The organism is Phascolarctobacterium sp. Marseille-Q4147 (genome assembly GCF_017968825.1).
Classification (GTDB): domain Bacteria; phylum Bacillota; class Negativicutes; order Acidaminococcales; family Acidaminococcaceae; genus Phascolarctobacterium_A.
In genome coordinates this window covers 898276-910676 of the sequence record NZ_CP072874.1, presented here as the reverse complement: position 1 = coordinate 910676, position 12401 = coordinate 898276, and the positions used below count along the sequence as shown (strand labels likewise).

The 12401-nt window shown below is 46.3% G+C and carries 9 protein-coding genes and 3 rRNA genes; 9 read left to right on the top strand and 3 right to left on the bottom strand.

What is annotated here, in order from left to right:
• Nucleotides 1–58: 58 nt before the first annotated feature.
• A complete protein-coding gene (locus KAH19_RS04240) occupies nt 59–403 on the bottom strand; it encodes a hypothetical protein (protein ID WP_210685236.1) in 345 nt (114 codons plus the stop codon).
• Between the two features lie 261 nt (nt 404–664).
• On the opposite strand from KAH19_RS04240, the gene KAH19_RS04235 reads away from it, so the two are divergent.
• The 9 genes from KAH19_RS04235 to rarD all read left to right on the top strand — a co-directional run bounded on the left by KAH19_RS04235 (nt 665) and on the right by rarD (nt 11514).
• Nucleotides 665–1549, top strand: coding sequence for a YitT family protein (locus tag KAH19_RS04235; RefSeq protein WP_210685235.1), 885 nt, complete (start codon nt 665–667; stop codon nt 1547–1549).
• Between the two features lie 390 nt (nt 1550–1939).
• Nucleotides 1940–3491: ribosomal RNA gene (locus KAH19_RS04230) — 16S ribosomal RNA — on the top strand.
• Nucleotides 3492–3725: 234 nt separating this feature from the next.
• Nucleotides 3726–6631 (top strand): 23S ribosomal RNA (locus KAH19_RS04225).
• 69 nt (nt 6632–6700) lie between these two features.
• Nucleotides 6701–6817: ribosomal RNA gene (gene rrf, locus KAH19_RS04220) — 5S ribosomal RNA — on the top strand.
• The 16S, 23S and 5S rRNA genes sit together here, the layout of an rRNA operon.
• A 588-nt stretch (nt 6818–7405) precedes the next feature.
• Nucleotides 7406–7993, top strand: a complete 588-nt coding sequence (locus KAH19_RS04215) for a hypothetical protein (RefSeq protein ID WP_210685234.1) — start codon at nt 7406–7408, stop codon at nt 7991–7993.
• A gap of 129 nt (nt 7994–8122) precedes the next feature.
• Nucleotides 8123–8764 (top strand): DNA-3-methyladenine glycosylase, encoded by a 642-nt coding sequence (locus KAH19_RS04210; RefSeq protein WP_371816697.1) that lies wholly within the window; start codon nt 8123–8125, stop codon nt 8762–8764.
• 55 nt (nt 8765–8819) lie between these two features.
• Complete coding sequence (locus KAH19_RS04205; RefSeq protein WP_210685233.1) at nt 8820–9353, top strand: methylated-DNA--[protein]-cysteine S-methyltransferase; 534 nt, start codon at nt 8820–8822, stop codon at nt 9351–9353.
• A gap of 12 nt (nt 9354–9365) precedes the next feature.
• Nucleotides 9366–10544 carry an MFS transporter gene (locus KAH19_RS04200; RefSeq protein WP_210685232.1) on the top strand — a complete coding sequence of 393 codons (1179 nt, stop codon included), beginning with the start codon at nt 9366–9368 and terminating at the stop codon, nt 10542–10544.
• Nucleotides 10545–10632: 88 nt separating this feature from the next.
• Nucleotides 10633–11514: an EamA family transporter RarD gene (rarD, locus tag KAH19_RS04195; protein WP_210685231.1), complete on the top strand. Its 882-nt coding sequence runs from the start codon at nt 10633–10635 to the stop codon at nt 11512–11514.
• Nucleotides 11515–11565: 51 nt separating this feature from the next.
• Here the strand turns inward: rarD and KAH19_RS04190 are convergent, their stop codons facing one another.
• Together KAH19_RS04190 and KAH19_RS04185 are read right to left on the bottom strand one after the other, a co-directional pair.
• The gene (locus KAH19_RS04190; RefSeq protein ID WP_210685230.1) at nt 11566–11841 is read right to left on the bottom strand and encodes a helix-turn-helix domain-containing protein; all 276 of its coding nucleotides are present in this window, start codon (nt 11839–11841) and stop codon (nt 11566–11568) included.
• Complete coding sequence (locus tag KAH19_RS04185; RefSeq protein WP_210685229.1) at nt 11838–12206, bottom strand: type II toxin-antitoxin system RelE/ParE family toxin; 369 nt, start codon at nt 12204–12206, stop codon at nt 11838–11840. Before KAH19_RS04185 ends, KAH19_RS04190 begins: the two co-directional genes overlap by 4 nt.
• Between the last annotated feature and the right edge of the window lie 195 nt (nt 12207–12401).

The window sequence follows — 12401 nt, the reverse complement described above, 5'->3', positions numbered from 1 at the left end:
AGTGTAAAACTGCAGCTCTTTTTTGTATGAGTAATGAGTATGAAAGGAGTATGTTAATTTAGGTGTTTTTGGCAATTACCGCACCGAGTACAGCACCGATGATGAAGCTGGTGGTAGCTTTTTTGTTGCTGTCCTTTTTCGTTACGTAATCGTCGTTCTTATGACGCTTGTTATAGCGGTCATGTCTGTCGTAACGGTCATGCTTGTCATAGCGGTCGCGTTTGTCGTAACGATCATGCTTGTCGTAGCGGTCGTGTCTGTCATAGCGGTCGGAATGACGCGGTGGCGGAGCATCGTGCCTTTCGTGAGCGGATGCTACGCTTGCCAGCGGCAGAGAAAGCACCATGGCAGCCATAGCAATTGCTGTGGTTTTCTTCATATACTTGGTTAATGTTGTCATCATATTGGCACCTTCTTTCTTAAAGTGGTTGTTTACCTTTGTTGCTTTTATTATAAAGGCAGTATATGGCGAAATTATGACGATTTTGCCTGATTTGCAAAAAATAAGCAGAAAAAATTGTAAAGACTTTAGCATTTTACTTATTTTGTTATGGAAAAAGTGCTTTATTTACTTTGTTAATACGCAAAGAGAAGATTTTAGGTTATTATAATAGTAGTTATTAATCAACCCCCTTCCCCGTCAGTCGGCAAAGGAGGCTGTAGCATGAAGGCTGTTACCTATCTGAAACAATTTCTTTCCCTGAAGTCCCTGTGCCTGATTATAGGAGGCTCGCTAGTATATTCTATAGGCTTTAATATGTTCATATTGCCCTGCAATCTGTATAACGGAGGATTTTTAGGTATAGCACAGCTGCTGGGATATTTTATGAGAAACGTTCTGGGACTGAGCTTTGTTACCGATAACTATATCGGCATTATCTATTTTCTCCTGAATATACCCCTGATGCTGCTGGCTATACGCAAGTTTGGCAAGGATTTTTTAGTAAAATCTGCTGTCTGCATCACAAGCTACAGCGTATTGCTGAGTCTTGTGCCTGTTGCGGAATATAATTATCTGCCTGATACGATTACGGCTTGTCTGGCAGGCGGTATTCTGTGCGGTCTTGGCTGCGGCATGACGCTGATGAGCAAGGGCAGCGGCGGCGGTGAGGGCATTCTGGGACTGCTGCTGATGCACCGGTATCATAATATGAGTGTAGGCAAGGTCTTCAATATTATTAATATCTTTGTCTTTGGCAGCTGTATTCTATTATATGATGTTGCTGCAGCAGTCTACTCTATCTTCTTTGCCGTAATTACTTCCGTTGTTCTGGATAAGGCATATTTGCCAAGTATTACGGTAACGATGATTGTAATCACTAAAATAGATTTGGTAGAAGAGGTTATTTTTGCTGCTGTGCATCGCGGTGTAACTAAAATTAAGGGCATAGGTGCCTATAGCGGTGAGGATACCAATGTGCTTTTAACAGTAGTTTCGAAGGTTGAGTCGATGAAATTACGTCATTTGCTGGAAGAATGTGATCCGAATATCTTTATTATTGAATACGAAAATGTATCGGTGATAGGAAATTTCGAAAAAAGATTATAGAAATTTTTGCCGGAAAATGACGTTTTGCAAGGTATTTTTGGGGATTTTTCGTAGATTTTCAAAGAAATTTATGAAGTTTTTCAGAGGCCTCAAAGCGTGTATACATGATACTTTATTTGCCCACTATGCCAAGTGTTTCACTAAAAAATCTTAAAAAAGTTATAAAAAAGGTGTTGACATTACCTTGCCCACGTGGTATTATATACAAGTCGCCGGGATACAGCGACAAACACAAACAACAAAGTTGCGAACAAACGCAACAGAGTGAACCTTGAAAACTGAACATAAACCTAGAAAAAGCGAATGTGCGGGTCGAGCGCGAAAGCGCAAGACCAAGTCAAATAACTTCTTTTTTAAATAATAAGAGCTAGATTAGTTCTTCAATAAACTTTATTGGAGAGTTTGATCCTGGCTCAGGACGAACGCTGGCGGCATGCCTAACACATGCAAGTCGAACGGAGATTACTTCGGTAATCTTAGTGGCGAACGGGTGAGTAACGCGTGGGCAACCTGCCCTCTAGATGGGGACAACATCCCGAAAGGGGTGCTAATACCGAATGTGACAGCAATCTCGCATGAGGATGCTGTGAAAGATGGCCTCTATTTATAAGCTATCGCTAGAGGATGGGCCTGCGTCTGATTAGCTAGTTGGTGGGGTAACGGCCTACCAAGGCGATGATCAGTAGCCGGTCTGAGAGGATGAACGGCCACATTGGGACTGAGACACGGCCCAGACTCCTACGGGAGGCAGCAGTGGGGAATCTTCCGCAATGGGCGAAAGCCTGACGGAGCAATGCCGCGTGAGTGATGAAGGAATTCGTTCCGTAAAGCTCTTTTGTTTATGACGAATGTGCAGGTTGTGAATAATGACTTGTAATGACGGTAGTAAACGAATAAGCCACGGCTAACTACGTGCCAGCAGCCGCGGTAATACGTAGGTGGCGAGCGTTGTCCGGAATTATTGGGCGTAAAGAGCATGTAGGCGGTTTTTTAAGTCTGGAGTGAAAATGCGGGGCTCAACCCCGTATGGCTCTGGATACTGGAAGACTTGAGTGCAGGAGAGGAAAGGGGAATTCCCAGTGTAGCGGTGAAATGCGTAGATATTGGGAGGAACACCAGTGGCGAAGGCGCCTTTCTGGACTGTGTCTGACGCTGAGATGCGAAAGCCAGGGTAGCGAACGGGATTAGATACCCCGGTAGTCCTGGCCGTAAACGATGGGTACTAGGTGTAGGAGGTATCGACCCCTTCTGTGCCGGAGTTAACGCAATAAGTACCCCGCCTGGGGAGTACGTCCGCAAGGATGAAACTCAAAGGAATTGACGGGGGCCCGCACAAGCGGTGGAGTATGTGGTTTAATTCGACGCAACGCGAAGAACCTTACCAAGGCTTGACATTGAATGACCGCTTCAGAGATGAAGCTTTCCCTTCGGGGACATGAAAACAGGTGGTGCATGGCTGTCGTCAGCTCGTGTCGTGAGATGTTGGGTTAAGTCCCGCAACGAGCGCAACCCCTATCCTATGTTACCAGCGGGTAATGCCGGGGACTCATAGGAGACTGCCAAGGACAACTTGGAGGAAGGCGGGGATGACGTCAAGTCATCATGCCCCTTATGTCTTGGGCTACACACGTACTACAATGGTCGGCAACAGAGGGAAGCGAAGCCGTGAGGCAGAGCAAACCCCAGAAACCCGATCTCAGTTCGGATTGCAGGCTGCAACTCGCCTGCATGAAGTCGGAATCGCTAGTAATCGCAGGTCAGCATACTGCGGTGAATACGTTCCCGGGCCTTGTACACACCGCCCGTCACACCACGAAAGTTGGTAACACCCGAAGCCGGTGGGGTAACCGTAAGGAGCCAGCCGTCTAAGGTGGGGCCGATGATTGGGGTGAAGTCGTAACAAGGTAGCCGTATCGGAAGGTGCGGCTGGATCACCTCCTTTCTATGGAGTACATGAACGAGGAAACTTGTTCGTACGACAAGTCGACGCACATTCGCTTAGGTTGATGTTTAGTTTTGAAGGTTCAAAAAACCTTCTATTGTACCTTGAAAACTTCAAACAGAAGAATAAAAAGTCCTTGTTATTGATGAGATGACAAGGCACCTCTAATCAATGCGAAAGCAAAGAGAATGAGTTAACGAGATCTAGGAACGCAAAGTTCTTAGTAAGCTGAAAAGTCAAGCTACTAAGGGCATACGGCGGATGCCTAGGCGCCATCAGCCGATGAAGGACGCGGTAAGCTGTGAAAAGCTACGGGGAACTGCAAGCAAGTATTGATCCGTAGATGTCCGAATGGGGAAACCCACCTGTCGTCATGGGCAGGTATCCGAAAGGAAGGGAACCCGGGGAACTGAAACATCTAAGTACCCGGAGGAAGAGAAATCAAACGAGATGCCCACAGTAGCGGCGAGCGAAGAGGGCAGAGGGCAAACCGAGGAGCTACGGCTCTTCGGGGTTGAGGACTGCATTTAGTCTTAATGGTTTATCCGAACTACCTGGAAAGGTAGGCAACACAGTGTAAAAGCCACGTAGGTTAAAGACCAAAGAGATGAGCAGTATCCAGAGTACCACGAGGCACGAGGAATCTTGTGGGAAGCCGGGGGGACCACCCTCCAACCCTAAACACTGAATGGCGACCGATAGCGCATAGTACCGTGAGGGAAAGGTGAAAAGAACCCCGGGAGGGGAGTGAAAGAGAACCTGAAACCGTATGTCTACAAGCAGTCGGAGCGAAAGCGACGGCGTGCCTATTGAAGAATGAACCAACGAGTTACGTGCACTAGCGAGGTTAAGTGGAAGACACGGAGCCGAAGCGAAAGCGAGTCTTAAGAGGGCGGATAGTTAGTGTACGTAGACCCGAAACCGCAGTGATCTACCCATGTCCAGGTTGAAGCGCAGGTAAAATTGCGTGGAGGACCGAACCTGTGAGCGTTGAAAAGCTTTAGGATGAGATGTGGGTAGAGGTGAAATTCCAATCGAACGCGGAGATAGCTGGTTCTCCCCGAAATAGCTTTAGGGCTAGCCTCAAGTAGTAAGTATAGGCGGTAGAGCACTGATCGGGCTAGGGGCCATAAAGGTTACCGAACCCTGTCAAACTCCGAATGGTTATACTGTAGAGCTTGGGAGTCAGACTACGAGTGATAAGATCCGTGGTCAAAAGGGAAACAGCCCAGACCACCAGCTAAGGTCCCTAATGTCGTACTAAGTGGAAAAGGATGTGGGGTCTCTAAAACAACCAGGATGTTGGCTTAGAAGCAGCCACCATTTAAAGAGTGCGTAATAGCTCACTGGTCGAGAGACCCTGCGCCGAAGATTACCGGGGCTAAAGTACGAAACCGAAGCTGTGGCTACGACGTAAGTCGTGGGGTAGGGGAGCGTTCTGTGAGGGCTGAAGTCGTTCTGTAAGGAACGGTGGACTTCACAGAAGTGAGAATGTTGGTATGAGTAGCGAAAAGAATGGTGAGAATCCATTCCACCGAAAGCATAAGGATTCCTGGGCAACGATCGTCGTCCCAGGGTAAGTCGGGACCTAATCCGAGGCATAGAGCGTAGGAGATGGACAACTGGCAGATATTCCAGTACCGGTAATGATTGTTTGAGCGATGGAGTGACACAGGAGGGCAGGCAGGCAGGAGATTGGTTGTTCCTGTACAAGCGTGTAGGATGGGTTGCAGGCAAATCCGCAACCTGTGAGTCTGAGGCGTGATGTGGAGGTTCCGGAAACGGAACTGAAGCTGCTGACCCCACACTGTCGAGAAAAGCTTCTAGTTAGAGAATTACCGCCCGTACCGTAAACCGACACAGGTATGCGGGGAGAGAATCCTAAGGTGCGCGGGAGAACCCTCGTTAAGGAACTCGGCAAAATGTACCCGTAACTTCGGGATAAGGGTAGCCGCTGTTGTGAAGTCTGTACAGATGGAGCATAAGGCGGTCGCAGAGAAGAGGCCCAAGCGACTGTTTACCACAAACACAGGTGCCTGCTAAAGAGAAATCTGACGTATAGGTGCTGACACCTGCCCAGTGCCGGAAGGTTAAGGAAGGATGTCCGGAGCAATCCAAAGCATTCGACCGAAGCCCCGGTGAACGGCGGCCGTAACTATAACGGTCCTAAGGTAGCGAAATTCCTTGTCGGGTAAGTTCCGACCCGCACGAAAGGTGTAACGATTTGGGCACTGTCTCAACGAGGGACCCGGTGAAATTGAAGTACCTGTGAAGATGCAGGTTACCCGCGACTGGACAGAAAGACCCCATGGAGCTTTACTGTAACCTGACATTGGGTTCTGATACATCACGTACAGGATAGGTGGGAGGCATGGAAGCGAGGACGCTAGTCTTCGTGGAGCCGCCGTTGGGATACCACCCTTGATGTATCGGAATTCTAACCGTAGGAGTAACGAAACTCGGGACAGTGTCAGGCGGGCAGTTTGACTGGGGCGGTCGCCTCCCAAAGAGTAACGGAGGCGCCCAAAGGTTCCCTCAGCGCGGCCGGAAATCGCGCGAAGAGTGTAAAGGCAGAAGGGAGCTTGACTGAGAGCCAAACACGGCGATCAGGTACGAAAGTAGGGCTTAGTGATCCGGTGGCATCCAAGTGGAAGGGCCATCGCTCAACGGATAAAAGCTACCCTGGGGATAACAGGCTAATCTCTCCCAAGAGTCCATATCGACGGGGAGGTTTGGCACCTCGATGTCGGCTCATCACATCCTGGGGCTGAAGTCGGTCCCAAGGGTTGGGCTGTTCGCCCATTAAAGTGGTACGTGAGCTGGGTTCAGAACGTCGTGAGACAGTTCGGTCCCTATCCATCGCGGGCGCAAGAGATTTGAAGGGGGCTGCTCCTAGTACGAGAGGACCGGAGTGGACGAACCAATGGTGTACCAATTATCTCGCCAGAGGTATAGTTGGGTAGCTACGTTCGGAAAGGATAAACGCTGAAAGCATCTAAGCGTGAAACCAGCCTTAAGATGAGATCTCTCATAGAGTAATCTAGTAAGACACCTTGGAGAAGACGAGGTTGATAGGTCGGGAGTGTAAGTACAGTAATGTATTCAGCGGACCGATACTAATATGTCGAGGGCTTGACTTAAGAAGTAAGCCTGAAGTTAAAGAAATTCTTCTGTTGAAGTTTTGAGGGTACAACCTCAAAAATAAATAATCCGGTGGTGATGGCTAAGGGGATCCACCTGTTCCCATCCCGAACACAGTAGTTAAGCCCTTATACGTCGAAAGTACTTGGCTGGAAGCGGCCTGGGAGGATAGATAGCTGCCGGTTAGAAAAATAAAACTCCGTATCTTAAGATACGGAGTTTTATTTTTCTGTAACGGATAAACTATTTACCGACCAGGGAACCTGGGAGAAGCGACACCCGATTTGTCACGAGCTTTGCGACGTGAGAAATCGAAAAGCTGGAGCTTTCTCCGAAAATACGACCGAATAGGGAGTATTTTTGGAGGGATAGATAGCCATGCTTGAATGAGTGAAACGACGCGCAAGCATGTGTCAGGCTTTTTACAGTACTTTCTCTATTCGCGAGAGGTATATCATTTCGGTCAGCAGCAATTTCTTAACGCAAATTTCGTGTGGAATCAAGACGAAGTGGCGCAAAACTCGCGCTATGCAAGGAGATTTTACTATAGTAGATAGCTTAGCGCTCAGACAATGCGACACTTCGATGATTCCTGACACTCATTTGCTAAAATTGCCATTCCTTGCACGATATTACCCCTCGCTCAATTTACTAGAGTCCGAAGAACAAATATTGCAAAACAGAAGAAGGAGTAAAGCGACATTATATGTTGTACTTGCACCACCTTGCCACTTGTTCTATAATATACCTATCTTATTTTCAGGAGCATATGCATGAAATCTTTACTTATCACCGGCTTTGACCCCTTCGCTCACTATATCGTCAATCCTTCCTGGAAGGCAGTGAAGGCTTTGCCGGATATTGTTGGCGATTATCAGCTGTATAAGCTGATGTTGCCTAATATTTTCGATTTAGAAGCAAAAATTTTGCTGGAGGAAGCCGGCAGGGTAAAGCCTGACGTTATTTTATTATGCGGTATGAACAGCGGCAGCACCAGATTACAATTAAATCTGGCGGCTTTAAATATAAGGGATGCTTTTTTAGAAGATAACCTTGGTCATCGTCCTTGGGGCGTGTCAATCCGGGAGGGCGCTCCTGATGCCTATTTTGCTACCATTCCTGTGCATAATATGGTACGTTCTTTACGTGCCAAGCATTATCCTGTTGATCTGGCGCTGAGCTCAGGCGGTTTTGTCTGCAACGATATTTTTTATCTTGCTCTGCATGCCTTCAATGGTACGGATACTAAAGTAGGCTTTGTGCATGTACCGTTGCTGCCGGAAATGGTGATGGATGAAAATATGGCCTTACCATTAGAAAAGACTGTGGAAGTTTTGCAGGCAATCATCAAAGAATTATAATTTACCGGATAGCTGTCATGGCTATCCGGATTTTGCATATCTGAGTACAATTTTGCATGGTTAAATGCTATTATTTTTTCCTGCAAGGCGCTATAATATTAAAAGCAAAGCATATGGGCAGGTGATATGATGTACTTTCAATACGGCGAAACGGAAATAAATTATCTTAAGCGCAAGGATAAGAAGCTGGCCTTGGCAATAGAGCAAATCGGCCATATCGAACGCAAGCTGGATGCTAATCTTTTTGCTGCTGTTGTACGTCATATTGTCGGTCAGCAGATATCATCCAAGGCGCAGGCAACGGTCTGGGCGCGCTTGGAGGCAAGGCTGAAAGATGTTACACTTGCGGCAGTGCATGCTGCGTCGGCACAGGAGCTGCAGGCCTTGGGCATGAGCTTGCGTAAGGCGGAATACATCAGGGATTTTGCTGATAAAATAGTTAGCGGTGATTTTGATTTGCAGGCCGTGGAGCAGATGAGTGATGCAGAGGCGATTACAGCTCTGAGCAGCCTTAAGGGTATCGGAAAATGGACGGCAGAAATGATATTGCTGTTTTGCCTGCAGCGGCCGGATATTTTGAGCTATGATGATCTGGCAATTCAGCGAGGCTTGCGGATGCTGTACCATCACCGTAAAATAACCCGCGAGCTGTTTAATAAATATCAAAAACGTTACAGCCCCTACGGCAGCACGGCAGCCATTTACCTTTGGGCGATTGCCGGCGGTGCGATAGAGGGGATGAAGGATTATGCGCCTGCGAAAAAACGTTAAATTATAAGGGTTCGATTCCCCTTAGCGCTACCACGCAAAATAAATGAGGTTGAATATGTTGTACTATAAAAAGATTTCCTCGCCTTTAGGCGAAATAACTTTACGCAGCGATGGTGAAAGTTTAACCGGTCTATGGTTTGCAGACGATAAGCATTATGGCGATAAAGATATTCAAGATGCGCAAAATGCGGAGCTGCCTGTCTTTGCAATTGCCGAAAATTGGCTGGCTGAATATTTCGCAGGCTGCGAACCTAAGGTAAATGTACCTTTGCAATTTACCGGCAGTGATTTTCAGGAAAGAGTCTGGAAGATATTGCAAAATATCCCTTATGGCCGTTTAGTAACTTACGGCGATATTGCGCGCGAAATTGCAGCGCAGCGTGGTCTTGCACGTATGTCGGCGCAGGCTGTAGGCGGTGCAGTAGGGCGTAATCCGTTGTGCATTATTATTCCGTGTCATCGCGTTATCGGCGCTGATGGCAGCCTTACCGGCTATGGCGGCGGTATGTGGCGCAAGGTGCGTTTGTTAGAGATAGAAAAGGCAGATATGAGTAAATTAACTGTACCGACAAAGGGCACAGCGTTATAAAGGAGTTTTTATATGAATAAAATGTATTATCCTGTTGTCGCATTGGCATTGGGACATCTTGTTACCGATATGCAGGCGGGTGCGCTGCCTATCGTTTTACCGCAGCTGAAGGAGCTGTTTTCCTTGAGCTATTCACAGTTGGCGGCGATTGTGCTGCTGCAAAATATTATGTCATCTGTTATTCAGCCGGCCTTCGGCTATCTTACCGACAGGCGCTCGCTGCCACGCTTTCTGCCGCTTTGCGCGGCGCTGGCTGGCGCAGGCTTTGCCTTTGTAGGCTGGGTTTCCAGCTACACGCTGCTTTTATGCACGGTTATTTTTATCAGCCTGGCGAGCGCAACATACCATCCGCAGGCTTCTAAAACAGTAAATTTTTTGAGTGATGATACGAACCGCACGAAAAATATGGGCTTGTTTTCTATCGGCGGCAATGCCGGTATGGCAGTAGGCTCCATCTTTATGACCTTTCTTTTAGGCTTGTCCGGCGGCATTCATAACACCATGTATTTTGCTGTCCCCGGCTTGCTGGTTTTCTTGCTGATGGCTAAGGCGATGCCGGATTATATCCGTGTTAATAAGGAGCATGAGGTACAGCAGGCTAAGAAGGCTGCTGACGGTACAAATGAAAAAATGTCGTATTTTGCGCTTTTCCTGATTTTGTTCTATATCTTTATGCGTTCTTCTATTCACAGCGGTATTTCAACATATTTGCCTTTATATTTTATGAAGTTCCGCGGTTTTGAGGCAGTTTTCTCCAGCAGTCTGGTGTCCGGCTTCCTCTTAGGCGGTGTGGCAGGTACCTATGTCGGTTCAATTTTGAGTGACAGGCTGGGAGCACGCAAAATTCTTTTAGGCTCTATTACGCTGAGTATTCCGGCGATTTACTGTATTACGATTGCTACAACTAAGCTTTTTGCTATGGCTTCTGTTGTTATCGCAGGCTTTTGCATCATCGGTTCCTTTGCGACGACCATTATTATTGCACAATGCATGATGCCGAATAATGTTGGCATGGCATCCGGCCTGACAATCGGCTTCAGCGTTGGCTTAGGCGGTTTTGGTGTAACGATTCTCGGTGTGCTGGCCGATAAGTTTGGCTTGCCGATGGTTATGCAGCTTTTGGTATGGCTGCCGATTGTAGCGGCGATTACAGCTATTTGGATTCCGATACCGAAAAAATTACAAAAATAAAATAACATATGCTGAAAAATGGTCCTCGGAACTTTTCGTTTATCTTAGGTAAATCATATAATAATTTTTTACAGAGGGGTATTTTCTTATGGATAATAACTATAGACTTGGTATTTTTTATGGTCTTGGTGCCTATCTTTTATGGGGCGTGCTGCCGATATACTGGAAGCTGCTGCAGCATGTTGAGGCGATGGAAATTTTGGCGAGCCGTTTTTTATGGTCGGCCGTTTTCGTTTTTCTCTTGTTATTGGCAACAGGCAAGTTGAACATCTTCATGCAGGAAACCAAGGTTATTTTCAGCACGAAAAAGACGGCCTGCTGCATGGTGCTGGCAGCAATTATGATCAGCTTCAACTGGGGTATTTTTATCTGGGCGGTAGAAGCCGGACGCATTGTAGAAACAAGCATGGGCTATTATATCAGCCCGCTGATGAATGTACTCTTTGGTGTAGTGTTTCTGCGTGAGCGCCTTGCTAAGCTGCAGATTGCAGCTGTTAGCTGTGCTGCTGTCGGCATTGGGGTGATTATTGTCCATAACGGCGGCCTGCCTTGGGTAGCCTTGACACTGCCATTGACCTTTGCCTTCTATGGTTTGCTGAAAAAAATTATTGTTGCCCAACCGATGACGAGTATTCTGTTGGAAACACTATTGATTTCGCCCTTGGCTGCAGGCTACTTATATTATCTTAGCATCAACGAAGGTACTGTTTATCAAAGCTGCGATATGAGTACGCTGCTGCTCTTGGCAGGTGCGGGCGCTGTTACGGCGACACCGATGCTGCTGTTTACGGCCTGCGCGCGTAAGCTGCCTTTGAATATTGTTGGGTTTTTGCAATATATTTCGCCGTCGATATCGCTGATGATTGGCGTGCTGATTTACGGTGAACCGTTTACCGGTACTACTGCTACAGCCTTTGGCTGCATTTGGGCGGGACTGGCGTTGTTCATCTGGTCACAGATAAGAAGATAAAAATAAACTCCTGCAGGCAGGCTAGAGGCCCGTCAGCAGGAGTTTTTGGCGTTATATGGATACAAGTTTTATTTTTAATCCGAGTGGATGCATAATTTTTAGGAGCGTATCCAGTTTTGGGGTAGTTTTTCCTGATTCAATACGCGCAATGGATGATTGCGGAAGTCCGCAAAGCTGTGCTAATTCTCTTTGACTTATACCAAGGGCGTTGCGTTTTTCAATCATTGCACTGACAATTGCAGTCAACTCGTCTATTTCTTCCATCAGTAAATTATTATTTTCGTCAATGTTTTTTACATACTCTTTGTAATCTTGCCAAGTTCTCATTTTTGGACCTCCTGACGTTTTAAATATTGTCTACGGTTATTTATAGCTTGCTCAAACTCTTTCCTTGGAAGTTTTTGAGTCTTTTTTCTGAAGTGATGCAGCAAAACAAAGCGGTCATTTGTGTAGGAAAAATAAAGAATACGATTGTTTCCAGGACGTAATTCCCAAATTCCGTCAGCAATATATTTTGTAATAGTTTCTGGTAAATAAGTACCTTTCTCTTCCAATAAGTTTAAGTATAAGCATATTTGCTTGTATTGAATGCGTGCATCTTTATTGGTAAGTGCCTTGATGCGTAAGGTTTCCAGAAATTGCCATACAGAAGAATTTCCTCGTGAGTCTTCATAAAATTCAATAGTATACATATTAGTGCACTCCTGTCATTTTATTACTGCTCACACATATATGATAGCATGTATGCTATCATAATGCAAACAGTTTAGTTTTTAATAAAAAAGGAGTATTGCAGTTGGTACTACAATACTCCTAAGAGAACGACAACAATATTTAATTATTTATATTTTACCACAAAAACGCTTGTTGTTACAAAAATTTTAATA

What these genes read in the sequence shown, in the direction of transcription:
- KAH19_RS04215 (WP_210685234.1), top strand. Translation starts at nt 7,406, where the DNA reads ATGAAATCTTTACTTATCACCGGCTTTGACCCCTTCGCTCACTATATC.
- KAH19_RS04235 (WP_210685235.1), top strand. Translation starts at nt 665, where the DNA reads ATGAAGGCTGTTACCTATCTGAAACAATTTCTTTCCCTGAAGTCCCTG.
- rarD (WP_210685231.1), top strand. Translation starts at nt 10,633, where the DNA reads ATGGATAATAACTATAGACTTGGTATTTTTTATGGTCTTGGTGCCTAT.
- KAH19_RS04240 (WP_210685236.1), bottom strand. Translation starts at nt 403, where the DNA reads ATGATGACAACATTAACCAAGTATATGAAGAAAACCACAGCAATTGCT.
- KAH19_RS04205 (WP_210685233.1), top strand. Translation starts at nt 8,820, where the DNA reads ATGTTGTACTATAAAAAGATTTCCTCGCCTTTAGGCGAAATAACTTTA.
- KAH19_RS04185 (WP_210685229.1), bottom strand. Translation starts at nt 12,206, where the DNA reads ATGTATACTATTGAATTTTATGAAGACTCACGAGGAAATTCTTCTGTA.
- KAH19_RS04200 (WP_210685232.1), top strand. Translation starts at nt 9,366, where the DNA reads ATGAATAAAATGTATTATCCTGTTGTCGCATTGGCATTGGGACATCTT.
- KAH19_RS04190 (WP_210685230.1), bottom strand. Translation starts at nt 11,841, where the DNA reads ATGAGAACTTGGCAAGATTACAAAGAGTATGTAAAAAACATTGACGAA.
- KAH19_RS04210 (WP_371816697.1), top strand. Translation starts at nt 8,123, where the DNA reads ATGTACTTTCAATACGGCGAAACGGAAATAAATTATCTTAAGCGCAAG.